19 protein-coding genes and 5 pseudogenes are annotated in these 23,050 nt (G+C 34.8%); 10 read left to right on the plus strand and 14 right to left on the minus strand.

The window, feature by feature from the left end; genetic code table 11:
• A pseudogene (locus tag B1201_RS16845) lies at nt 1-139 on the minus strand (helix-turn-helix domain-containing protein); the annotation flags it as partial.
• A 903-nt stretch (nt 140-1,042) separates the two neighbouring features.
• Between B1201_RS16845 and B1201_RS16375 the strand changes: the two are divergent.
• Entirely contained in the window at nt 1,043-1,912 is an 870-nt protein-coding gene (locus B1201_RS16375) for an IS982 family transposase (protein WP_078194476.1), read from the plus strand.
• 415 nt (nt 1,913-2,327) lie between these two features.
• On the opposite strand, the gene B1201_RS16385 is transcribed toward B1201_RS16375, so the two are convergent.
• From B1201_RS16385 to B1201_RS16400, 3 genes are all read right to left on the minus strand, one after another.
• Nucleotides 2,328-5,627 carry a BapA/Bap/LapF family prefix-like domain-containing protein gene (locus B1201_RS16385; RefSeq protein WP_228144803.1) on the minus strand — a complete coding sequence of 1,100 codons (3,300 nt, stop codon included), beginning with the start codon at nt 5,625-5,627 and terminating at the stop codon, nt 2,328-2,330.
• A 45-nt stretch (nt 5,628-5,672) separates the two neighbouring features.
• Entirely contained in the window at nt 5,673-6,518 is an 846-nt protein-coding gene (locus tag B1201_RS16390) for an OmpA family protein (RefSeq protein WP_078194478.1), read from the minus strand.
• Nucleotides 6,519-7,626: 1,108 nt separating this feature from the next.
• Nucleotides 7,627-7,947 carry a transposase family protein gene (locus B1201_RS16400; protein ID WP_143221723.1) on the minus strand — a complete coding sequence of 107 codons (321 nt, stop codon included), beginning with the start codon at nt 7,945-7,947 and terminating at the stop codon, nt 7,627-7,629.
• 187 nt (nt 7,948-8,134) lie between these two features.
• Here B1201_RS16400 and B1201_RS16405 point away from each other — a divergent pair, with 187 nt between their 5' ends.
• Complete coding sequence (locus tag B1201_RS16405) at nt 8,135-8,836, plus strand: hypothetical protein (protein WP_078194479.1); 702 nt, start codon at nt 8,135-8,137, stop codon at nt 8,834-8,836.
• 104 nt (nt 8,837-8,940) lie between these two features.
• Nucleotides 8,941-9,813: a DUF6502 family protein gene (locus tag B1201_RS16410; RefSeq protein ID WP_078194494.1), complete on the plus strand. Its 873-nt coding sequence runs from the start codon at nt 8,941-8,943 to the stop codon at nt 9,811-9,813.
• Between the two features lie 135 nt (nt 9,814-9,948).
• Here B1201_RS16410 and B1201_RS16850 read toward each other — a convergent pair.
• The 4 genes and pseudogenes from B1201_RS16850 to B1201_RS16425 form a co-directional block, all read right to left on the minus strand.
• Nucleotides 9,949-10,092: pseudogene (locus B1201_RS16850) on the minus strand (IS3 family transposase); the annotation flags it as partial.
• Nucleotides 10,093-10,132: 40 nt separating this feature from the next.
• Nucleotides 10,133-10,907, minus strand: a pseudogene (locus B1201_RS16415) (integrase core domain-containing protein).
• Between the two features lie 749 nt (nt 10,908-11,656).
• Nucleotides 11,657-11,883: pseudogene (locus tag B1201_RS16420) on the minus strand (hypothetical protein).
• 403 nt (nt 11,884-12,286) lie between these two features.
• Nucleotides 12,287-12,604: a hypothetical protein gene (locus B1201_RS16425; protein WP_078194480.1), complete on the minus strand. Its 318-nt coding sequence runs from the start codon at nt 12,602-12,604 to the stop codon at nt 12,287-12,289.
• A gap of 982 nt (nt 12,605-13,586) precedes the next feature.
• Between B1201_RS16425 and B1201_RS16435 the strand changes: the two genes are divergently transcribed.
• On the plus strand, nt 13,587-13,847 hold the full coding sequence (locus B1201_RS16435; RefSeq protein ID WP_078194482.1) for a helix-turn-helix domain-containing protein: 261 nt from the start codon (nt 13,587-13,589) through the stop codon (nt 13,845-13,847).
• Nucleotides 13,844-15,076: a type II toxin-antitoxin system HipA family toxin gene (locus B1201_RS16440; protein WP_078194483.1), complete on the plus strand. Its 1,233-nt coding sequence runs from the start codon at nt 13,844-13,846 to the stop codon at nt 15,074-15,076. Before B1201_RS16435 ends, B1201_RS16440 begins: the two co-directional genes overlap by 4 nt.
• Nucleotides 15,077-15,206: 130 nt before the next feature.
• Here B1201_RS16440 and B1201_RS16445 read toward each other — a convergent pair whose 3' ends face one another.
• Nucleotides 15,207-15,578 carry a hypothetical protein gene (locus B1201_RS16445; RefSeq protein WP_078194484.1) on the minus strand — a complete coding sequence of 124 codons (372 nt, stop codon included), beginning with the start codon at nt 15,576-15,578 and terminating at the stop codon, nt 15,207-15,209.
• Nucleotides 15,579-15,856: 278 nt separating this feature from the next.
• On the opposite strand from B1201_RS16445, the gene B1201_RS16450 reads away from it, so the two are divergent.
• Together B1201_RS16450 and B1201_RS16455 are read left to right on the plus strand one after the other, a co-directional pair.
• A complete protein-coding gene (locus B1201_RS16450) occupies nt 15,857-16,180 on the plus strand; it encodes a hypothetical protein (RefSeq protein ID WP_078194485.1) in 324 nt (107 codons plus the stop codon).
• Complete coding sequence (locus B1201_RS16455; protein WP_078194486.1) at nt 16,177-19,053, plus strand: relaxase/mobilization nuclease domain-containing protein; 2,877 nt, start codon at nt 16,177-16,179, stop codon at nt 19,051-19,053. Before B1201_RS16450 ends, B1201_RS16455 begins: the two co-directional genes overlap by 4 nt.
• Nucleotides 19,054-19,115: 62 nt before the next feature.
• Here B1201_RS16455 and B1201_RS16460 read toward each other — a convergent pair whose 3' ends face one another.
• Nucleotides 19,116-19,370 carry a hypothetical protein gene (locus B1201_RS16460; protein WP_078194487.1) on the minus strand — a complete coding sequence of 85 codons (255 nt, stop codon included), beginning with the start codon at nt 19,368-19,370 and terminating at the stop codon, nt 19,116-19,118.
• A gap of 196 nt (nt 19,371-19,566) precedes the next feature.
• Between B1201_RS16460 and B1201_RS16465 the strand changes: the two genes are divergently transcribed.
• Complete coding sequence (locus tag B1201_RS16465; protein WP_078194488.1) at nt 19,567-19,788, plus strand: helix-turn-helix domain-containing protein; 222 nt, start codon at nt 19,567-19,569, stop codon at nt 19,786-19,788.
• 337 nt (nt 19,789-20,125) lie between these two features.
• On the opposite strand, the gene B1201_RS16470 is transcribed toward B1201_RS16465, so the two are convergent.
• Complete coding sequence (locus B1201_RS16470; protein ID WP_078194489.1) at nt 20,126-20,611, minus strand: hypothetical protein; 486 nt, start codon at nt 20,609-20,611, stop codon at nt 20,126-20,128.
• A gap of 37 nt (nt 20,612-20,648) precedes the next feature.
• Nucleotides 20,649-21,299 carry a hypothetical protein gene (locus B1201_RS16475; RefSeq protein WP_078194490.1) on the minus strand — a complete coding sequence of 217 codons (651 nt, stop codon included), beginning with the start codon at nt 21,297-21,299 and terminating at the stop codon, nt 20,649-20,651.
• A gap of 143 nt (nt 21,300-21,442) precedes the next feature.
• On the opposite strand from B1201_RS16475, the gene B1201_RS16480 reads away from it, so the two are divergent.
• On the plus strand, nt 21,443-21,697 hold the full coding sequence (locus tag B1201_RS16480) for a helix-turn-helix domain-containing protein (protein WP_078194491.1): 255 nt from the start codon (nt 21,443-21,445) through the stop codon (nt 21,695-21,697).
• Nucleotides 21,698-21,850: 153 nt separating this feature from the next.
• Nucleotides 21,851-22,210, plus strand: coding sequence for a hypothetical protein (locus tag B1201_RS16485; RefSeq protein ID WP_078194492.1), 360 nt, complete (start codon nt 21,851-21,853; stop codon nt 22,208-22,210).
• Nucleotides 22,211-22,388: 178 nt separating this feature from the next.
• Here the strand turns inward: B1201_RS16485 and B1201_RS17030 are convergent, their stop codons facing one another.
• On the minus strand, nt 22,389-22,526 hold the full coding sequence (locus B1201_RS17030; RefSeq protein ID WP_171263828.1) for a hypothetical protein: 138 nt from the start codon (nt 22,524-22,526) through the stop codon (nt 22,389-22,391).
• A 341-nt stretch (nt 22,527-22,867) separates the two neighbouring features.
• Nucleotides 22,868-23,050 (minus strand): annotated as a pseudogene (locus B1201_RS16490) (ISNCY family transposase); the annotation flags it as partial.

A 23,050-nucleotide genomic window follows, 5' to 3' on the forward strand; every position in this document is an offset into this window, starting at 1 on the left:
GCTTCTGCAATAACCGGGTAATTTGACGGGTGGAAAGATTTAGGATTTCAGCAGCACGGACCTGGGTAATACGATGATCTCGAACGTCTTGCAGAACTGCAAGCCGTTGAATTTCTTTGTCAGACATAGTGATCAGCATCTATATTTATATCCAGTCCATGGTGATAAAAACCATCATAAACTAGACATTTTTATTGGTGAGAATATAGACACTTTAGATGGGTTCTAACAAATTCAATTCGTATAATATAGATTATGTTAAATAAATAACACCTATCATTTAGTTCATTAAAATTGATATCGTCACGCGACATATAAGTTGTCATTTGCGACAGATGTTACGTCATTCATATGTCTATGTTTTGCAAGCATTCAAATTTAAATTACAACTTGGGTATTACAAGGTTTACCTAATTTGATGAGCTTATTTAATATCGTTACACATGCATGTACTTCATTGACCTGACTCTTGAAACTTTTTAGGCCCAACTTTTTCCTATTTTTCATACTGTCCTACCTGAAGTCCCTAGCAATTCTTTAGCTCTAGAATGACCCTTTTTGTCTTTCGAATATATTTACGCTTATCAAGCTTCAATGATCTATCGTCAGCATCTATACCATTGTGAAGTTTACGCAGCTCGTTTAGTAGAATAAAGAATTTCAATTACTCTGATGAAATACTACTTGGCTACTGTTTTCTTAATAAAGCTTCTGAATATTTGATGTTTTTAAAAAGAATTTTCACGAAAATGTAATAAAATATTTCAATTCCTTAAAATACATTTATCCCTTTTTCCTATGCTTATTAAAATATATTCATGAAGCTTTAAAAGTATCGTTAGGTTTTAATTAAAAATCTATTTAAACTAATCCACCTTTATTAAGTATATAAAAGTCTTAGTAAATTAATCTTAGTTAAAACCCTAGCTATAAATTGATAATAAGTATTTTAACCCGAATCGCGGATAAGAAATAAACTTGAAAATAAGAAGACTAGAGCCATCAGTTGAGTTACCACACAAAACTCACAACTCTAGTCCTAATGTTCAATAGTACCGAATTATTCTGCGTAATTGATGATTTCTTTCTTAAATTTGAAGCAACTTATTGGAACTTTCTCAAACAAAATAGCCATTCTTTAAGAATCAGACGTGCTCATCTGACGATCTCAGAAATCTGCTTTATTGCCATTTGGTATAAATGTTCTTATTTCAGCAATTTCAAAGCCTTTTTCACATGGTTAAAAGAAGATAAAAGACATTTGTTTAAAAGCTTACCATGTTACCAACGGATGATTCATCTGATCAATATGCACCAATTAGCAATACATGCTTTACATGTGGCTCTGATGAAAGGTCAAAATACCCAATATTTGTGGATTGATTCAACGACTTTGCCAGTCTGTAAAAATCAACGTATTCAACGCCATAAATCATTAGCTCAAATAGCATCTCGTGGTAAAAGCTCGATGGGCTGGTTTTATGGCTGTAAGCTACATATTGCGATGAACCCATTTGGTGAAATCGCTTGTTCTGCTTTATCAAATGGGCATATAGCTGACATAAAAATGGTTGAGCAATTGGCTGACGGCTTAGAAGCAAAGCTATATGGAGATCGTGGTTATATCAGCCAGGAACTAAAAAGCAGGTTAAAAGATCAAGGTATTGATTTAATTACTTACCATCGAAAAAACATGCAATCCATCCAACTATCTGCATCAGATGAATATCACTTAAGACAACGAAATAAGATAGAAACGTTATTCAGCTTATTGAAAGGACAATACAATTTAGTGACGAGTACAGCTCGTAGTATTCATGGATTTCTGAGTGGGATTTACGCATCGTTATGTGCATATCAACTTAATCATCAAAATAAACCAACAATTCAAATTATGGAATCATTGGCTTAAGCGGGATTCGGGTTACTTAGTTCTTGAATACTCACTTGATTCAAATCTGTAGGTTGTGACGAAAAAAACTGTTCGATGTTTGCTTTAGCTGAGTCTAAATAATTTTTTGGTTTTGCTGCATAAATAGGCGTTATTGGTGCACAAAACGGAAGAAACAGCACAAGCCATATCTTTGATTTTATAAAATTCATGATTTAAGCATCTTGGTAAATTCATACCGTGGGAGTTTTCAAATGCTGCGTCATAGCATTAAATGAGTACTGTAATTGCAGCCATTTTCATTGCAAATTTTTATCTATCTTTGTCTAAAATTAACTTAAAATAAATTCAAATTTAAAACGAATGAAAGGAGCGTTATGTTTGACATAACGCTCCTTGTGAAGGATTGGCCTAAAACCAATCATTCACTAAACCATTAGCCAATAATAATTTGGTTATTAATTAAATCTTGTAATTCCAATGCGGTCTTACCTTCAATAATTAACAAATCAGCCCAATCATGAGTTGTACCACCAGTTGCATCAGCAGCACCATCACGGTCAATTTTCAATACGGCATTGCCATTACCATCATCTTCAACTTTGATATAGTTAGCAATATCCGATTGATCTACTGAAAGTAGACCTTCAAAGAAATCTGCACCAAACTCAATTTTGTCATTGGCTTCATAATCGACCCATGTATCGGTTCCATTACCACCTGTTGCATCGGCAGCATTTAACACATCAAAAACAATAGTGTCGTCGCCTCTACCAGTGGAAATAGTGTCATTACCTGAACCACCGTAGATGCGATCATCTCCCGCACCAGCAATAATAATGTCATTACCTGAACCGCCATAGATGATGTCATTACCACCTTTAGTTTCAGTATCAGTAGCATCAGCAGTGACAAAATTTTGGTAGTTGTCTTTTACGAAATCATAGATTTGCTGCTGCGTTGGTTCTGCACCACCTGTTACTTCAGCTTTTAAATGCGCAATCAGTTTTGAGTAACCTGAATACTTTGGATATTGCAGAGGGTCTAAGCCTGTAATCCAATCTGTATTCATGGCATCGCCAAACAGAATGTCATCTCCTGCGCCGCCTTTGACCGTATCACTACCTACATCTGCTGGAATAAAGTTTTCAGAGCCACCAATAAGATATGCGATTAGTTTATTTGCATCAGCAATCGCTTTGGCATCACCATGATTATCTTTAGACCAATTTGAAATCTTATCTCCATTTTCAGCAGTGTTGTCATAACGTGAGACGGTATTACTCGACACGGCAGAGCTGACACCGACAGCAAAAACTTTACTTTTCTCAGTCAATCCTACAAAGTCCGCATCGTATGATTGTTTTTGTGTTTCATTTGCAGTGCCGCTTAATGCAGTACCACCAGTTCCTTTTGGACTTGGTTCACCATCAGTTACAAAGTAAGTCTGATTTTCATAACTAGAATTCGCTGTGACAGAGCCACTTTCTAAACCAGTTAAACTACCATCAAACCAATTTTCTGCTTTTTTCCAGCCAAGATCTGGACGAGTACCACCTCCAGCCTGTAGAGCATCAATATAATTAAATATTTCTTGTAAATTACCTTTACCAACAACCCATGATTTATTGTATTGATTACCTGCATTGTTACCAGTATTGGTTGATGAGAATGATGCGAGTTGTAAATTTATTACTCCGTCATGATCTACCATTTGCTGAATAAAAGCTTTTAAACCTTTCTTTGCTATATCTAAACGTGACGTACCCGCTGGAGGATTACTCGTACCATCCATTGCAAAACGCATACTCCCAGATAAATCTAAAACAATAGATATATTATAGTCATTGCCTGCAACAAAATTTGTTTTTAAACCACCTGTATCGCCAGCAAGTACATCATCACCTGTTGTTCCTATTAGACTATCATTACCATTTGTAGTTACTTCAGTAATTGGCTTTTTGGTATCCTCATTGTCACTAACTGGTTTACCATTGTTATCAAATGAATCAGCTTTTACATTAATTTGATCTGTCAGGCTTGTTAAATCCTCAGGTAATTGAGCTTCATAGCTACCATCTGGCTTAACTACTGTCGTTACTGTTACTGGTTTTCCTGTTACTGGGTCATTAATTTGACTACCGGTATGATCTTTGAAGGTCAGAACAACATCACTGCCTACTGGCACATCAGTAGTTTGGCCTTTTACCACTCCATCTTCATTAATTTCGGTAATCTCAAGCGAACCAACAACCAAGTCAACTGTTGAGTTGTCTTTACCTTCTGGTGATGTATTGCCTTGCGGATCCGTTACAACTGCTGTAACAACAGTATCTTCACCTTCCGCTGCAGGCGTGACTTTGACAGTAATGCCGTTTTCAAGGTCTTCAGCTGTTAATGGACGCTTAACCAGTTCAGTGCCGTCTTGATCTTTGATCACGACAGTATCACCAACGCTATAACCCGCATCTTTCGGGAAGGTTACTTTTGCATCAACAGTGCCGTCTGCATTCAAGTCAGATGGGTTAATTACACCATCATCACCATCATTGATTTCAACAACTGGCGCACCTGTTAGGTCTTTTTCACCGTCACCATCCACATCACCTGGAACAACCAAGTCAACTGTTGAGTTGTCTTTACCTTCTGGTGATTCATTGCCTTGCGGATCCGTTACAACTGCTGTAACAACAGTATCTTCACCTTCCGCTGCAGGCGTGACTTTGACAGTAATGCCGTTTTCAAGGTCTTCCGCTGTTAATGGACGCTTAACCAGTTCAGTGCCGTCTTGATCTTTGATCACGACAGTATCACCAACGCTATAACCCGCATCTTTCGGGAAGGTTACTTTTGCATCAACAGTGCCGTCTGCATTCAAGTCAGATGGGTTAATTACACCATCATCACCATCATTGATTTCAACAACTGGCGCACCTGTTAGGTCTTTTTCACCGTCACCATCCACATCACCTGGAACAACCAAGTCAACCGATGAGTTGTCTTTACCTTCTGGTGATTCATTGCCAGCTTTATCGGTCACTTTTGCAGTAACGACAGTATCTTCACCTTCCGCTGCGGGAGTTACCCCAATAATAATACCATTGTTGTTAATGTCATCTTTGTTTGATGCTGTAACTTCAATTTCTTCTATTGAACCATCAGGATGAGTGATCGTAATCTTATCACCCTCTACAACTGGTTCGGTCGGCTTAACAGTCACTGTAACCTTGCCATTTACAAGATCCGTTGGATTGATAACACCATCACCACCATTATTGATTACAACGCTTGGTGCTGTAGGTGCTGTAGTATCTTTCGGTTCTTCATCCTTGTCATTGTGGTCAATAATCGCCGCAGCACCACCAACTACAGCAGCGCCGACCAACCAAGGTAACAATCCAACAAGTTGACTGCTTTCAACAGCAGGCAATAATGCTTCTAATCCTGGAATGCCTTTAAAACCCGATACGCCATCAAACCAATATAGAACACACCCATCTTCTTCAAAAACCAAATCTGAAGCGACATCGTCATATGTTATAAAAAAATTCTCAATGACAACAACTTCACCATTTTTTAACTTAAGCACTAAGTTATTGCCATCACGGATAAATTCATCGACGTCATCACGGCTCATTTTAGTATGAACAATAGAAGCCTCGGTTAATGTAATCTGTGTCGCATTTACTGTAGACTTATTTAATGAGTCTTTTTCAATTACAATAAAATTAGTCATATTTTTACCCAAAAAATTATATTCTTTTATCTTCTAAAACTTTAACTATTTAGTAATGCCTGTAATTTCGACAGTTACACGGCGGTCAGGCTGTAAACAAGCTTTGAGTTCTTCACGCTGTTTTACATCAAAACAACCATTCGTCACAGGTTGGCCTTTACCTGCGCTTGCAGTCGAAATAACATTCCCTGCCACACCATTTTGAACCAACAGGTTGCGTACTGTGTCTGCACGGTTTTGCCCCAATTGATTGTTATAGCTATCACTTCCCAAACGATCTGTGTGACCAACTAAATTAATGCGGCTTACAGAAACGAAGTTGTTATGAATTTGCGAAGCAACATTCAAGACCTCTTGACGCCCCTTTGGCAGTAAATCATTCAAGGAAGAACCGTTAAATTTAAATAAAGTGTCCGCAGCTAAATCCACTCGTATTATCTGTTCCTGAGCAGCAACCTTATGCTTCACCTCACAACTTAAAGGCTGACCATTATTGGAAATAAAAGGTTTACCGTCTGTATTGACAGAGAGTACAAATTCATTGCTTGTTAGCTTTCCTACGTTTAAGTCAACATCACAACTTTGGCATGATTCTTCAGTACAGTTTTTTACTTTGAAATTATATGTTTCTGGTTTCAATGCATATTGAGCTGAATTATTTATATAAAAATTTCCAGCTTTAATACTGTCAATATAAAATTCAATCGGGCAATTTTGCTGTTCTGCTGTATCACCACCACAGAGCTTCTCATCTCGCTTTAATACAATAGGTTGATTATTTTCTTGCGTTTTTTTCTGAAAACGTAAATCTGATGGCTTCGTATATGGGCTTGATGTGCAAGCCGCTACCCCCAATGAAGCTACAACAGCTAAAAGTGACAATCTCAACATAACTCCCCCTTGTGGACTTAGAACAATTTAAGGAACAATTTCAAGCACATTTCCTACACAAATATCTTGCCATGAATCTACTGGAAGATTATTATTGTGACACAGTATACATTTCTGCATCTTTATATCAGATTTAATGTGCATTTTGAACATTTATTTTTATGTGAACTGCATCACTTTATAGTTTTATTGGAAATACTTAACTAGATAGCCTTAATTAAACGAAGATTAAAAATCAGACATATCAATAAGATGTAGCTAAATTCTAAAATTTTCTAGCTATTCACTCGATCAATATTGGTCGCCATAAAGAACTCTCTTCAAATTTTCACCTTGATGAGCATTACACAAATCATACAGAGCATATGCAAGAGAACGCTTCTTTACAGCAACCTTAACCTAAAAATTTTAGCTTATTAAAAGCTTTAATAGGCAGACGTGATGTTTACCAAGGTAGTTTATTACGGGAAAAGAATCTACTTAAAAGGCGCAGTCCACTCATATAAGCTAATAAATAACCATATAGACCCAAAATCCACATTGAAATAGGATTTGAAATTACTACAAACTATTTCTTCAATGGTGAACAATCAGACTTATTATTGTTGGGGTTATTTCATTCGTACAAGTTTAAAAAAGCGAGTTAAGCTGCTGCATATGTAGATTTGGTTCCAATACATCAGCTGTCTGGCAGTTCGGCCAACAAGCAAAAGTCACTTATCAAAAGCAGATGACAGTAAAATACGCTCAGTATTGTATATTTCAACCTTAACAGCGATTCAATAGAATCCACACATTGAAGCTTTATATCAATAATTATTAAGTCAGGATAAAAATTAAAGGTGTGCTTTAGGTGTTGCAATGCGCAAGCTTATACGTCTGTGTTATGGCGTTTTAAAACATCAAACTGCCTATCAAAAAGATTATTTATTGGTCTAATAATCTCAAAAACTGATTGGTTACCAAGACGGCATCTTGTTTTTTTCGGTGTTTTCTAAATAGCTGAAAATTATGCACATTACCTTGTGCAATGGCTGTTGATATAATCTGGCTAGTTTTATAGTGAATCGTCAGCTAGGCTTTGATCGTATGACGTTTTTTCTTGCCGCTATAGTAATTTTTCTGTTTTTTCGGGACGTTCTATCGTCATTTCATTGGCATCAATCACGATAACTTCCCAATCTACACCTTCACCTTTTGGTAACTTTTTAGGTAAATGAAATTTATCGGATTTAATTAAAAGGTTTTCAATCTTTTGAATAATGCGTGAAGCGCTTGATTCATGGATACTATAGGTCATCGCAACATGGAAAAGTGTGCGATATTCGCGCCAATAGCTTAAGGTCATCAACAGCTGATCTTCAAGCAAAAGTATTGAGGGTCTTCCTCGTCGGCTATCACTTTGAGCGGCTCTCAATACTTCAAGCATATCTGCAAAAGTTGAGGTTGTATTCCGATAAGTCGTTTAAACTGCTGACTTAGCAGTGTTTTTACTTTTGAGTAGTTCATGCAACAACGATAACCTAATACGGCTTATTGATCGCTACAAAAAATAATCACTAGATTGGTCGTTTTTTGATTTATGCAAGAGATCTATTTTATAGTATAATCAAAAAATGCAATCATTCTTTATTTTTAATATGTTTAACAAAGTATTAAAACAAATTACTGTAATTTCTGTTGTTTTGGTTACTGGTTGTGGTGAAGAAAATTATAGAGTTGGAGTAACTGTTGGAGGTTCTGGCTCTGGGCAAAATACTGGAACTGGTTCGACTCCCCCATTACTATCAGATCCAATTTCCCCTTTACCATCAACTGGGGATGAAAATGAAATGCAAGACAGGTTCGTTGTATGGACTCCTGTAAATAATATGCATTATTGTGCCCCTTTAGAAATTTCATTTCATCTTGTAAACAAAACAACTAACGAAATACTTCCTGATGGTTACGGAACTGATCTAAGTTATATAGAGCCGAATGATTTACATAATTTACATTTACAAGCACATATTAAGAATTTAAGCTCAGAAACTGTTTACCAGTATAATCATGACTGTAAATCCGGCTTTACTTTACAAGATCAAAACCTGATTCCGTTTAATGAAAATATTGAAGTATCTTGTACTCAGAATCAGAGTTTACAAATTTATAAACCGTATGAAGAAAAAATATTTGATCTTAAATATAATTTGCCTTTTAAAGATCAAACATGGACTATCAATTATAGAACTTTTTTCAGCATAAATCGCGTTGTAGATCGACCAAACTCTCAAACTTGCGAGGCTAGGGAAATTTCATTAAAAATTGAAGAAATGTGATGTAAAGTTTTTTAAAATATAATATAAAAACTTTTTAGATGGGCTATAAAGGCACAATGGAAATGGGCTATAAAGGCACAATGGAAATGGGCTATAAAGGCACAATGGAAAGTAAATTTAATTTGAATGAATCTGATGTAGATGATTATTTAGTTGATAAAAATAAAGTCCTCTCATCAGAATCAAAATCTACATTAGAATATACACTAAAAGTTATGGGAGAACTTACTCATTGGTTAGTCAAATCAGGAATTGGCTATAGTGAGTTTTCTAATGCGATTCGTCCCCTCTTCTATAATGAGGCTATTAAAGAATTAGAACATCTAGGTCAAAAAACAACTGACTCTTCAATTAGTTTACTTTCAGGTTTAAATAGACGGGATGTTAGTCAAATTAAGCAAGAGAATGGAGGTAAACATACTATAATCCCTCTGACTTATAGAAATACTATGCCAATCAGCGTGCCTGCTCGAGTCGTTGCATTATGGGTGCACCAAGATTTGCCGTATATATTACCCCTTACTGGTAATGAAAATAGTTTTGAAGGGTTAGTCAAACAAATTTCTAGAGACAAACATCCCCGATCTATTTTATTAGAGTTACAGAGGATTGGACTAGTAACAGAAGCAGGGGGAAAAGTAATTTTACATCAAGAAAGTTTTACACCTGCTCCTGAAGCTCATCAAGCAAAACAGATTCTGGCTGAAAATTTATCTGATCATATCGCTGCTGGCGTTCATAATTTGACTGAAAATCAAAACTATTTTTTAGAACAAGCAATTTTTGCAAATGAATTGACTGAAGAGTCTATTAACTATTTGAAAGAAAGGGTTGTTGAATTATGGGGGAAATTTTCCAAAAGTTTATTGGCCGAAGCAATAGAGCTTTGCCAAAAAGATGAAGGTCAAATTGATGCAAATCGTCGATTTAGAGTCGGAATTTTTGAGTATGATACAATCGATATAAATAAAAATTAATAGCGTAGTCTTTTAATAAGACTTACGCATTATTATTTATAGATTCTCTGTGGTATTAGATGATTTTATCAAGAATAAAGTCCTGAATGGGTTAGATCTGTATGCCTATTTAAGTTATGTGCTCAAAAGATGATCCTAGACAGTATCGTGGACAACAAATCCCTCTAAATTCTTAAAATATTTCTGTTCAAAGGCTTCTGGGCTTAACCAGCCGTTTGCGGAATGCCTTCTGACCCGATTGTAATAAATCTCAATATAGTCAAACAAGACTGTATTCGCTGGTAATCCTCCCATAAATAACCGAAGTTAAAAACAGAGGTTAAGCAGCCATTAGAGGTGGCTTTCCTTTGTTAGCTTGATGTGGTCTTTCATGGTTGTAATGCCACAACCAGTTTGTTGCATAATCTTGTACTTCATCCAAAGTATCAAATAAATGCTTGATCAGCCAACTATAACGTATGGTCCGATTATAGCGTTCAATATACGCATTCTGCTGTGGCTTACCCGGTTGAATATATTCAATACGAATACCGTGCTCAGTAGCCCAGCGCACAAATTCGTGACTGATAAATTCGGGACCATTATCGCATCGGATCACTAACGGTTTTTCTCTCCACTCCAGCAATTGATTCAACGTACGAATAACCCTGATTGTGGGCAATGAGAACCCTGCTTCAATGGCTTGTCATCGCTGAGTTTGGCTTGATAGCGGTAGCAGGTTTCACTAATGCCAAATGCTTTACAAGCCAAACGAATACTAATGGCATGCTAGGCAACTGCCTGTTGTGCCATCTTACGCCGGCAAGATGGCTTTACCCTTGCGCAGCAGTGCTGCTCATTGCCATCGCTTCCTGGATGATTTCGGCCTTTAATCGCTCTTCCGCATACATCTTTTTAAGTCTGGTATTTTCGGCTTCTAGCTCTTTCAGTCGAGCCATTAATGATGTATCCATACCACCATATTTGGCACGCCATTTATAAAAGGTAGCATTACTCATGCCGTGTTCACGGCAAAGGGTCGCTACAGGTGTGCCAGATTCTGCCTGTTTCAAGATGGACATGATCTGACTGTCAGTAAATTTAGATGTTTTCATGCAGAATCTCCTGCTCGTATCTTAAGAGAAAATTCTACTTTTAGATCCTTTTATTTTTAGGGGGGATTACCACACCAAATGATACGAAAATCACTTGCACACTTCATGATTTTAGTAATAAAGAGTATTTAATAATAGGCGACAGAAAAGACGAAATCGAAACCCAAATTGAAAACTTTAAAGAAAATATAGACAGTGATTTATTAAAGAGACGAGCACCCTTATATACTTTAGCTCAAGTAATTCATGAACATAATTATCTTACAATAGGTGGCTATCTTCAGTTAGTTAGATGTACAAAATTTGGTTGTAAAGTAATGGCCCTAATGAGAGAAGATAGTACAGCAACTTATATTGGTTATAAATTAAATAATTTTACTAACAATCAAATGGTAATCCCTAGTTATGGGAATTTTGCACTTAGCCCTTCAATCATGGTTTACCCTAATGAAAATGATGCTATGACGTACAGATAGAATTTATAAATTTAGGGGCTACTAGATAAACCTAAATATTTGTCCAAATGTGTAGTGTTTCTAACTATCCTTTTGGACTGCCATAGCTGTTAGGAGTAATTTTCCAGTTAATAATTTAAAAATGTATTGTTGTTTTGAAAATTCTATTTTTGCTAGTTCTTCATAAAGCATGTTGTTTTACCATTTTCTAAATTTATATAATTATGAATTACGTTATTTTTGTAGAGCTCTGCTTAGTATGAACTATTTGTTTTATGTACTAATATTCCGTTTTTAAATTTTATAAGTACCTGATCTAGCATTTTTTTTGGTTAGCTTAGGGTTGACTCCAAATATTTTTTAATTAAGACGGGAGGGCTATTAGGAGCCTTGCTCCATATTGCATCATTCTCCACATAAAGTACTGTGTTGATACGTGCATTCTCAATAAAACTTTTACAAAGTTCCCTAACTGCTGCGGTAGCTATATCACTTTCATCCTCTAAGCTGTTAATTTTCATATCTAAAACCTTATTTTGATTAAATTTGGTTAGGCTGGCGAATAACATAATAGCTATTTTAGCCTAATGTCTTATAAAAATAGTGAATTAAATAAAAATCTTTTTGGATAAAAGTAGTTTTGAAGAATATATATGAGTGCTTAATTGATTTTTTGAAATATTTACTTCATGTAATTGAATACATTGAGTATAAAAATGACAACTTATGTGTCGTTGATTGCTGACATTCTTTGTCATTTAAAGCCTTAAGCTATTGATTATTAGACTGCAGAAATGGCAACTTATATGCCGCATGACGGATGTCTAATATTTTTCATGCTCTACTGTGTACATTATTCCTCTTTTTATTGTTGTAATAAAAAAGGCATCCCTAAGGACACCTTAGTTTGAAACTAGGTTTTATTTATGATTTACGATTAGCTGTTAAAAACTTTTCAATCCGAGGATCGTTAGCTTTTAAGTCCATGATCGTTTTAGGTTCAATAAAGTACTCTTTAATTCTAGTCGGTTGACCAGTACTTGAAGTACTTGAACAGTTATTTCGCTTGATGTAATCATCCCAATTACGTCTATTGCGTAAATGGCTCATCACAGTACTAGGATTTGGACTTCCCATTAAGTGCATAGAACGATGATTACGGATTACTGCTCCTCCTAACAATTCTGTTAAGAGAATAGCTTCTTGAGATCCCTGAGGAGGGAATTTGTAGTCTGCTGTCATAGCAAAAACTCCAATAAACTGTTTAAGTTTAGTGGATGTGCATGGCTATAAAACATTAGATTTAGGTCACTATCACAACTACAAAGAAAAAACAAGTTGTTTGTTGGATTCTCACACAGTAGAATAGTACCTGATCTAAGAGGTATCTAAGCAAACTCCTACATAAGCTTAGATTTACATAACCACTTACATCCGAACATTTTCAAGCTTGGTATTTTTATTACTTCTAAGCTACTAAAAATCTCTAGGGTTTTCCCTAGGGATTTTTTTCGCTTATAAAAAGCTACCTTGCATAAGAATAATACATGAATTTACAATTATATCAAGAGTAACATACTCTTATTTTCAATTTTAAGGCGTTTCTAGCGACTTTTGTCGCTATATACCAAATCATATCAAATCATAATAAATCATCCGAAATAATCGAAATGAATGCATTCTGATAGCATTCTATTAGCATATGCTAAGTTATCTTAACTTTTTACTTTGAGAACTACATCACATCTGACTATCAAACACTATATATAGTGTTTATTTAGAAAACTAGACACAAGAGTAATCATTGCGTTAAATCTTGTCGTGCTAATTCATCTAACTCTTATGATTTATCTTATTTTCTAACGCTCATTAATGTTCTGTTCCATCACTACAGCAGTTATATGACGCAGTAGTGGTTCAGATTGTTCAATGATTAGTTTAAAGCTGTCAAAATCAGTCCATTCTTTCATCTCTATATGCTTTGATCCTGTATAAGGCACAGATGGTACAAAGTTATTATCTGTAAACTGTTTTAGTTCTACTATTTCTTCTCCCCTCACTGAAGGATTGATAGATTCAAAGTAGTCCATTTTGAATTTGGTAATCGATTGAAGATATTCCCCTCGACTTTGTTCAATTAGACTGAGTGTATTAGCTATATAGCTAATATATTATGGATGATATATCATATTAGCTATATAGCTAATATATTGGTTGGGTTGCGATGGCGAATAGAGTCGAAATTGGGAAAAAAGTTAGTATTGAACGAAAAGCCCTTGGTTTTACACAGCAAGATTTATCTGAATTGACTCGAATCAATAAAACCACAATTTCAGAGATTGAGAATGGACGCTTTACTGGTTCGTTTGACATATTTGAGAGAGTACTTGATGCTGTCGGTTTACAGTTTGATGTTTCGCTAAAGCAACACTCATTACCCCATTGGGATGAGATTGAAAAAATGTTTGCTGAGGATGACGAATGAATAAACACCCCCTCCTTCCTGCCAAAATTACCAATATCACGGTATGCGCTAATCAAACTGAAGCTGGCATATTGACATATGGTTCAGTACACCATTATCAGCCCACACAAGAAGCACAGCATGTATCACTCACCATGACTCAAAGAGGCATGGATGGTTATACTTCTGGTGCATTACATCCAATATTTGCTCAGAACTTACCAGAAGGTTTTAATCGTAGATTTATTGCTGAAAAACTTGCCAGATATGCGAAAGTTAATGACATGTATTTATTGGCACTACAAGGTCGTGAAGGAATTGGGATGCTCTCTTATACAAGTGAGCTAAACTTGCCCGAAGTAGATTCATTGAGCTTGAGTGAAATCCTATCATACCGTAGTAATGAACCTCTTTTCCCACAGCTATTAGAAAAATACTATCTCAGAAATTCGTTGGCCGGAATGCAACCAAAAGTAAGCATACCTAATGCAAAAACGGTTCAAACGGATAGAACAGTTCAACAAAAGGATTTAATCGTAAAGTCATTTGATTCTGAATTTCCATTACTTACCGTTAATGAGTTTGTCTGTATGCAAGCTGCGCGGCAGTGTGGTCTTGAACCGCCAAACACATACTTATCTGAGAATTTAGAAACATATGTTGTAGAAAGGTTTGATAAAACTGGAGATGGTTTAAAGCTAGGTTATGAAGACTTTACGACGCTCATGAAGAAGTCAAATGATGCAGATGCAAAATATACTGGGAGCTATGAAACATTATTGAAAGCAACATTTTTATACACTGGAAGCGTAACTGAAGTTGAGAAAATGTATAAGTACATCGTATTCAACTGCTTAATTGGGAATGGTGATGCGCATCTGAAAAACTTTGCTCTACAGTATTCCCCGGATATGAAAAGCATTTTTGTTTCACCACCATTTGATATTACGCATACACTTATATATGAATCAATTGATAATAAAATGGCGCTTAAAATCGCAGGAAGCAAAGCATTTCCTGAGCTTTCACATCTCATGAAATTAGCTGTAAGCGAGCATTTCAGAATTAGAAATCCGAAAGAGATCATAGACTCCATTAGTGAAAATATAATGCTCTATCTTCAAAACTCAAATGAAGTCCAACTATTTGAAGGATTGCGGACATCGATAGAACGTTCAATTTCAAACATTATGACATCAAGCACTAGTACAAAAAATTATCGACATGATAGAAAGAAGAAATTTAAATAATGTGAGTAAAGATTTCCACAGGTAATAATTTATTGTGCTCTCCTAAGCAAAAAATAGATGGCTTTTGTCGAGGAGAGAGCTTATAGATTACAAACAGGCTATGTGCTTAAAAGAATTTTAGCTTCTCAAATTATTTCCGGTTTTTAGAAAATTCACGTAGATTTTCAGCAGTAAGACCAGAGAAATTATTTCCTTCTAAAAATGAGAGTACTTCTTCAACTGTTGCACCCGAACTAAAAAGTTCTATTAAAATATTCTTATGTTGACTGATAAGTTGCCCCCTCGTCATATTCTTTTCATTCTTTTTTTCTTTAAAACGAAGAAGAATATTCTCAAATTTTTTTGAATCATTTTCGCTATATATTTTTTGCTTTTTATCAATCGTACTCGAAGAATTTTCTGCTTTAACAACTGATTTCACATTTGAATGAGTTAATGTGCTTTCAAGATTTCGACTATTCGTATTTTGAGTTTCAAGCTCTAAAACATTCTGATCTTGCATAGTATTTTTTTCCATTCGAATAAAATAATGAGACCAGTATTTAAAATTTCTGCTTATATCGAAATGGCAAATCCTGACCATTTTTCGATTTTTATATGTTCAAAAAAAGTCATCTTTAGCAATAAGAAAAAAAATAAAAAGCTATCAATATTTACCCATATTTCTCCCCCACCGCATATTTCTAAAAGTACAGGATGGGACGATGTATATCACATCGTCCATAGTCACAAATTTCGAGCTTGCTCCGCTCGGTCTCAATTTGCATGCAGTAGAAAAAAATGAAAGATAAGACTTTAAGAAAAAAACAAATTCTTATTCGTTTAACGATTGATGAATATCAGAAAATGATTGATTCATCTCATGTATTACAAATGAACAAATCAGACTATATACGTATGAAAATATTAACGGAGTCTCACACTCAGATATTAGATCAAAGAGACATTCACGCAATTCGAACCATAGGTATAGTACTAATCAAATTACTAGAAGAACTCAAAGATACACAACTCATTCCACATGAGTTAGAAGACATTAAACAACTGACTAACGAGATAAAAATAGTCGTTCGCCAGCTCAATGATAAGTGGAAAAATGTATGATTATTAAAGTGATTCCCAACACACTCGATACGTCCATTGCAAAGCGCGTCGATGGGTTATCAGATTATATTCATGATCCCAAAAGAACACGTGGCGAGTACTTATCGGACTATATTTCTCAATTGCATTCTAGTGTAAATGACGAACTGATCTCTGAAAAATGTGTCTATTCAAACTCAAGAAATTTTTTAGATGATGACCCGTACTATCAAAAAATTGAAATGTCACAAACTGCCAGTTTGAACTCTCAAGTGATTGACCCGATCGTTCATATCGTCGGAAGTTTTAAAAAATTTGAAGTACCAACAACGCAGCAGCTAGAAGAACAAATTGATATTTTAACGAGACATCTCGGTGCAGAAGAACTGCAAATTCAGTACGCAATGCACTTAGACACAGATAATGTGCACTTTCATTTAATTGTAAACAAGGTACATCCTTTTCAAAAAAATAAGCGTAATGAAAATAAAGTCATTGATTTAGGTGACGGTTGGATCTTGAATGCTGTCCATCGAGCCGCTGCAGAAATTGAAGTAAAACAAGGCTGGCAACCAGAGCCTAATCCCCTTTTTGTATACAACCATGTCAATGAAAAATGCGAAAGAAATCCAAACTATAATGCTAAGCCAGATGCGCATCAAATCGATTCAAAAGTTCGTGATCAAGAGCACCGCCATCAGCAAAAAAGTCAGATGAGAAATGAAATTTCTGCTGCGCATAACTATCAGTCTTATCTTGCTCAAGATATTGAACATATATTCAACAGCACAAAAAATTGGAAAGATTGGCACCAACAGTTAGCTCAAGTTGGAATTCTGTATGAAAAGAAACGTAATGGCAGTATTTTTAAAATTCAAACAAGTGAGAAGCAAATACTCACATTTAAAGCCTCTTTATTTTGTAATAGGCAAGTGACACTTAAAAATTTAGAAAAAAAATGGGGCGAATTTATTCATCATGATATCAATCAGATAAGGATTCCATTAATCAAATTAAGTGATACAGCTCAGCAGAATGAAACTGTAACTTCGAAGTTACACGCGTATCATTTATTTAATAATGACGACTTTTTGATAAAAGATCTGCATGATAGTTATCTTACAATGAAATTAAACAAAGACCTTATCAGCCTAGACCGAAAAAATAAGTACAAAGAAATCGAGTTTGACAATGAAATTTATAAATATAACAAAGGTCATTTTTTGAAGCGATGGCAGCAAAAATTTCCAGCACAATCATCTGATGTGATTTTTACACTGTTACATTATCATCATCTTGCAGATCAAAAAAAAAGCAGAGCACAGATACGAGAAAAGTTTAGTTCTCAACATAAAGACTTGAGTAAACAGACATCGGAAAAATTACCGAATAATATCTTCTCATCGAGAAACTTTGACTCATCCAAAATCACATCCTACGCTAATTTTTTAAAGTACATTTCACCAATGAATCCATTGCTGATCCAACAACAATTTTTATTTGATCAGCGTCAATCTAAAAATTTTATTACTCAGAACAATCCAAATATCAGAAAGGCTCAACTCCTGTTTGATCAACAGCAGCCGGATGAACCCATTGCAATTCAAAATCGATATGGAATCCTGGTCTTTAGTAATTATTCTCTGAATCGACTACGACAATGTATAAATGCATTAGATCCCAAGCAAAAAGCGCGAATAAGAGGCACAGTAGAGTTTAAAGAATTATTTCGTCTAGCTTTGGAACATAAATCTAGGAATATTCAAGATATTAATAAAGAGCGAGTCCTACCCAGCTTCAAGAATTCGGCCCCTCAACATATTCAAACAAGTTTCAAAGAACTCTATAAATACTTTACAGCAACAGATGTATGTCAAAGCACTGCGTTAATTAAAACTGCTCTGCTACTCAATTGTTGCAGCATTAATGTAAATACGCTGCAATCGACATTAGCAGACTGTGTTCGTAAAAATGACATACCTGACTTAAGTATCGAAAATCAAAAGATACTGATGCAAAGAATTCATAATCTGGTGTATACCCAATCTTTAAAATTGAATAAACAATATTTTAATGCCAATGAAATTGAGCAATGCTGGCAATTATACTTCTCCCTACAACTTACACCATTGGTTCATCAGAATGAACGAGAAGCTGATAAATCTAAGATACTACCAGAGATCAACTATGAACTCAGTCTAGTTCCTAAAAATCAAATTAATAGTTCTTATCAACATACAGAATATTTATCTAAACCTGATCTTGTACAACTGCATGATTTTTTTGAATATAGTCAAAAATCTAAGCGAATGAAGCAGAATGACCTAAAACCTATAAACTCTTTCAAAGCAGCAGACAACAGTTCAAGTTTAAATCAGCAAACTCAAAAGCGACTTTTTCCGAGTAAAAAATATCTAGTTGAATATAAATTCGGCCATAAGTTTTATTTAGATCAAAAAAAAGTGGCTTTTTTTGAAGATAAAAATTCATCAGAAATTAATGTCTTAAGCAAAAATGATACGCATATCCATGATGCGCTGTTACTTGCTAGAGATAAATTTGGAGTAGTGTTGGTATCTGGAACAGACGAATTTAAACAAAAGGTACAACAACTAGCTACTTTAGAAGATATCCAAATTGAATTTGATTCTCCGCCAAAGCAAGTCCCATATTCTCCAATTGACAGCACTAAAGTTGAGAACGATCAGATTGAATATAAACGCTCTGATCAAAACTCGCCATATAAGGAACTAGCACTGGAACCGAAAGAATTAAGTCAAACTAACCAAGCAGAGAAAGCGACTCATTTTTATGAAAATCAATCAGTGTCCCCTCCTACTCAAAAGAAAGATTCTCAACCCGAAAATAGAAGCTATGATGGACCAGACTTTTAACAAAATATATTTTAGTTGAGCTACTATTTTTCATAGTATGAAAAATAGCTTAAGTTTAATGCTTAGGCTATTACATATGAAGTTTCAGGAAAACACTTCAGGAACTCCGTTCTAATAGAATTAAAATTATCTATTTCTGGATTCTCAGTTAAGAAATGTTCCAACCATACCAAAACAGCTTCATGGTTATTATAACAATGATTTACATGCAAGTACCCTGCGAGGCCGAATCCCATACCGACATTCAACTGTTTGATTAAGTTATAGCCCAAAAGTTTAGTTTTATGGCTTAACCATAGTTCATTAGAAATACTCATAACTTCATCCTATCTTTTAATCTGATTATCAAAAAACGATGGTTTATCTAAATTACAAGCTATAATAATAATTAGAGTAGAATTAACACTTGTAGAAAGTAAATATAACCTGCTGTAAGTTATTTATACTATAGTGTGAGCAGAAATTCAACTAAAAATAACTTACAGCAAGTTATTTTTTATATTTGAAAGTCATATGATTGAATGTAAATTAGCTAGCCTCATGGGCGAACGTAAGATTTTGAAATTAAGTGATGTTGTACATGCGACAGGTATAAATCGAAATACGTTGACGAGTTTGTACTATGATCGAGCTATTCGAATCGAACTTCCTATTGCAGACAAGTTATGTAAATATTTCAACTGCACTATGAATGACTTATTTGTATACACACCAGATTTAGAAACAGATATTTAAATTGACCGATCTAGAAATTAGTATTTGGTCTGAAAAACTAAGATCACTATTTTATAATTTTAGGCTGTGCCAGCCTCGTTCCACGTTTCGTCTGCTACGATGTTACAGATAGCTTGCCTATACTTAGCTTAGTTCTAAAAGTTCGGAAGCTTTCGCCTCACCTTGTTTTCTTGATGTTTGACAAAATATACTTAATCAACAGATCGATGAAGTCAAAAAGTACTGATCGATATCAGTACTTTAATTTTAAATATTTTTAACCATTTATGATCGCATTAAATCTTGCTATCCATGATTGGGCATCATGAGCGTTGAATGCAAAAAACTTGAACATAGGTTACTCAGCATTATTCGTATTCACAACGATAGAATAGTGATCTCGTGATATCTCTCTGCCGTCAGAACGTCGAATAGTATTTGTCTGTGTTTCCATACTCCAGCTGCGGATGTCGCTCAGATCAAAAATAATAATGTCGGTTACAGTTTGGGCCGTAAAAGCAATTTTCCGCTGTACAGTATCAATCACTACGCCTGTCGCTGAATAGCTGTCATTAAAACCATCAGCCTTCAAATAGCTCAATTTTTGCTTATGCAGTTTTTTGGGTAATATATTGCTGACATATACCCTTCGAATCGGATAATAAATTAAAAATGAAATGACTAAATATAGGAATCCTATAAAGTAAAATAAGATATCTGCTTTCATTCCAGCATATGCTTTGAAAGCAAATAACGTAATCAGAAAAAAAATTAAATAGCCAAGTAAACTTTGCATAGCAGACAAAGGCTGTTTCAATGAAACCGTTTTTATTACACAAGACATAACATAAATCTTTTAAAATTAAAGACTAAAGAAATTTTTATTGATTAGCTAAGCCATCATAACCACTAAGATTTGGCACTTTTGTCAGCAATTTACAGCCTTGAAAAGCACCCTTATAGTTCTTTATATATAAAGAAGCCAAAGAGAAACTTTCATTTCTTTCCTGAATATCGCCATATATCCCATAACTACATTTTTTATTGCCACTCCCTGTGTCCGTTATAATTACAGTGAGTTCATTGATATTTGGAACAGCGAAAACCTGTGCGCTTGTGCCCTTCTCTCTGGACACTGTTTCAATTAAAACAGACCAAGTAAGTTCATTATCACCTGCTGGCTCTGTAATCTCTGCAGGTGATTCTATATCAAAGAATCGGCCATCAAATGGCGAAGCTTTAAACGCTTTGGCCACTTTAGCTCTGAAACTTTGGTCATGGGCATACAATTCGCTAAATGAAAAATTACATCCTGAAGGGAGACTCATATCTCCATCATCACTTACAATTAAATTATCCAAACATTTCTTAGAGACTATTTTTTTCAGGCTAATGCTTGCCTTATTTTTTACAGCCTTTACTTCAGGTGCTATACCAGCATTGGTATTGGTACTTAGATGAAGTACTAGAGCAATACTGGATAGCAAAAGTAACTGTTTTACTCCCTGTTTTCCTTTGTTACATTTCCCCATTTCAGCCCTCTTTTTTTGATATATGAATTTATCACCTTAAATAAAATTATCTATATTAAGGGTAAAAATTACATATTATTAATATATTAGTGAAATTTGCACCTAAAACAGGTGCATCCTAACACGCACCTATTATATGTGCAATGAATAATATTACTTTATCAATTCACTCTGATGAATATGTTTGGCTTCGTAAGCTTTTTATTCAGAAGAGAAATGAACTCGGACTTTCACAACGGGCACTAGCAGAACGTTTAGGTGTCATTTACTCATTTGTAGCGAAAGTAGAAACAGGGGATAGAAAGTTAGATATCTTTGAATTTTTAAGATATTGCGAAGCATTAGAATTAGATCCTAAAACTACAATTCAGCAATTGATAACCTTACTCCATAATTAAGCTTATTTTTCGATATTTTTGATGTATAAAGAACTATCACATACTTTTTTAAGTACAAATTCACACCTTTCAGTCAATTTTTAAGATCTGTACAAAGCGACATTTGTTGTGTACTAATGAAACAGCCCATAATGATTATTTATAGGATGTGCTATGTACTCACCTTCAAATACAGATAGAAATTCTGTTTTAACCAAAGCAGTTTTAAACAGTTCTGAACGGCTCGGCATGACCCTAGATCAAATGGCAACGACACTCAGAATATCTTCAGGAAAGCTGACGGTAAACGAATTTGGGATCATCTCTGATTCTGAACAAGGAAAATTGGCTTTGTCATTGATCCGGATCTCTATTGCTTTAGAGATGCTAAATGGCGGTGATGTTGAAATGATTCACCATTTTATGCATAACAAAAACCTCTTAACTGGAGGTATCCCTATAGAGCAAATTCAGCATCCACAAGGTTTATTTCAAGTTTTGGAATTTGTGGAAGCTATGGCTGTGAAAATTTAGTGCTTTATAGATAATTGAATCATTAATTAATACGATAATCCTCCCATAAATAACCGAAGTTAAAAGTAGAGGTTAAACAGCCATATTTTTGATTGTTGCTTCATCCATGTGAAATAGATTTTATGTTATCTCTATAAGGAAATTAATTTTTCAAAAATGGAGTAGATAATTTGCAATATCAATTGCAGAATTCACTTTCGACCAGTACAGCAATTGCATCAGCATGTGCATTATATTCATCTATATTCTCAAGTAATTCTGCCTCAGAAAATGGAAAGTTTTTTAGAGACTTTTCTTGTTCGTCGATAGTAGTCATATTTTTAAACCTTTATACTGAACCAGTAATTTTGGATCGAATGAAATGAATAATAAAATAGTTCTTACAAAAACGGTACTAAATGCTGCAAATCAGCTTGGATTGAGTCTAATTCTGATTTTAGATATACAAAAAAGTCTTCAATGGATCAGTAATAGACCTCTTTCAGTATGAAAAAGTCCATTTCAATCGGGTTAGGTTCGTCTAAATTTTAAGTGGCTATTCAAACAATTCATATTTCGTATAAGAGATTTTATGTTAATCAGATGATCAAAAGGCCCGTGAATAGGGCTGTTATTTCCAAGTAGAAATGTCCTACCTAATAACCAAATAGAAATGTCCTATATGGACATTTCCAAGTCAAGCACAGGATTCAGATTTCGTTGTTGAATTGCTGTTTTCTGTGCACGTCTGCTTGGCATCTTTTGAGAACGATTGCGTTTGTTTTGTTGTTCTAATTCTTCATGCTGTTGTTGAATATGCGCTAGTACAGAACCCAAACGTTTATTCTCAACGATCTCTCG

Origin of the sequence: Acinetobacter sp. ANC 5600, from assembly GCF_002018395.1 — a bacterium.
Lineage (GTDB): Bacteria > Pseudomonadota > Gammaproteobacteria > Pseudomonadales > Moraxellaceae > Acinetobacter > Acinetobacter amyesii.

What these genes read in the sequence shown, in the direction of transcription:
- B1201_RS16375 (WP_078194476.1), top strand. Translation starts at nt 1,043, where the DNA reads ATGTTCAATAGTACCGAATTATTCTGCGTAATTGATGATTTCTTTCTT.
- B1201_RS16385 (WP_228144803.1), bottom strand. Translation starts at nt 5,627, where the DNA reads ATGACTAATTTTATTGTAATTGAAAAAGACTCATTAAATAAGTCTACA.
- B1201_RS16390 (WP_078194478.1), bottom strand. Translation starts at nt 6,518, where the DNA reads ATGTTGAGATTGTCACTTTTAGCTGTTGTAGCTTCATTGGGGGTAGCG.
- B1201_RS16400 (WP_143221723.1), bottom strand. Translation starts at nt 7,947, where the DNA reads ATGCTTGAAGTATTGAGAGCCGCTCAAAGTGATAGCCGACGAGGAAGA.
- B1201_RS16405 (WP_078194479.1), top strand. Translation starts at nt 8,135, where the DNA reads ATGCAATCATTCTTTATTTTTAATATGTTTAACAAAGTATTAAAACAA.
- B1201_RS16410 (WP_078194494.1), top strand. Translation starts at nt 8,941, where the DNA reads ATGGAAAGTAAATTTAATTTGAATGAATCTGATGTAGATGATTATTTA.
- B1201_RS16425 (WP_078194480.1), bottom strand. Translation starts at nt 12,604, where the DNA reads ATGACAGCAGACTACAAATTCCCTCCTCAGGGATCTCAAGAAGCTATT.
- B1201_RS16435 (WP_078194482.1), top strand. Translation starts at nt 13,587, where the DNA reads ATGGCGAATAGAGTCGAAATTGGGAAAAAAGTTAGTATTGAACGAAAA.
- B1201_RS16440 (WP_078194483.1), top strand. Translation starts at nt 13,844, where the DNA reads ATGAATAAACACCCCCTCCTTCCTGCCAAAATTACCAATATCACGGTA.
- B1201_RS16445 (WP_078194484.1), bottom strand. Translation starts at nt 15,578, where the DNA reads ATGCAAGATCAGAATGTTTTAGAGCTTGAAACTCAAAATACGAATAGT.
- B1201_RS16450 (WP_078194485.1), top strand. Translation starts at nt 15,857, where the DNA reads ATGAAAGATAAGACTTTAAGAAAAAAACAAATTCTTATTCGTTTAACG.
- B1201_RS16455 (WP_078194486.1), top strand. Translation starts at nt 16,177, where the DNA reads ATGATTATTAAAGTGATTCCCAACACACTCGATACGTCCATTGCAAAG.
- B1201_RS16460 (WP_078194487.1), bottom strand. Translation starts at nt 19,370, where the DNA reads ATGAGTATTTCTAATGAACTATGGTTAAGCCATAAAACTAAACTTTTG.
- B1201_RS16465 (WP_078194488.1), top strand. Translation starts at nt 19,567, where the DNA reads ATGATTGAATGTAAATTAGCTAGCCTCATGGGCGAACGTAAGATTTTG.
- B1201_RS16470 (WP_078194489.1), bottom strand. Translation starts at nt 20,611, where the DNA reads ATGTCTTGTGTAATAAAAACGGTTTCATTGAAACAGCCTTTGTCTGCT.
- B1201_RS16475 (WP_078194490.1), bottom strand. Translation starts at nt 21,299, where the DNA reads ATGGGGAAATGTAACAAAGGAAAACAGGGAGTAAAACAGTTACTTTTG.
- B1201_RS16480 (WP_078194491.1), top strand. Translation starts at nt 21,443, where the DNA reads ATGAATAATATTACTTTATCAATTCACTCTGATGAATATGTTTGGCTT.
- B1201_RS16485 (WP_078194492.1), top strand. Translation starts at nt 21,851, where the DNA reads ATGTACTCACCTTCAAATACAGATAGAAATTCTGTTTTAACCAAAGCA.
- B1201_RS17030 (WP_171263828.1), bottom strand. Translation starts at nt 22,526, where the DNA reads ATGACTACTATCGACGAACAAGAAAAGTCTCTAAAAAACTTTCCATTT.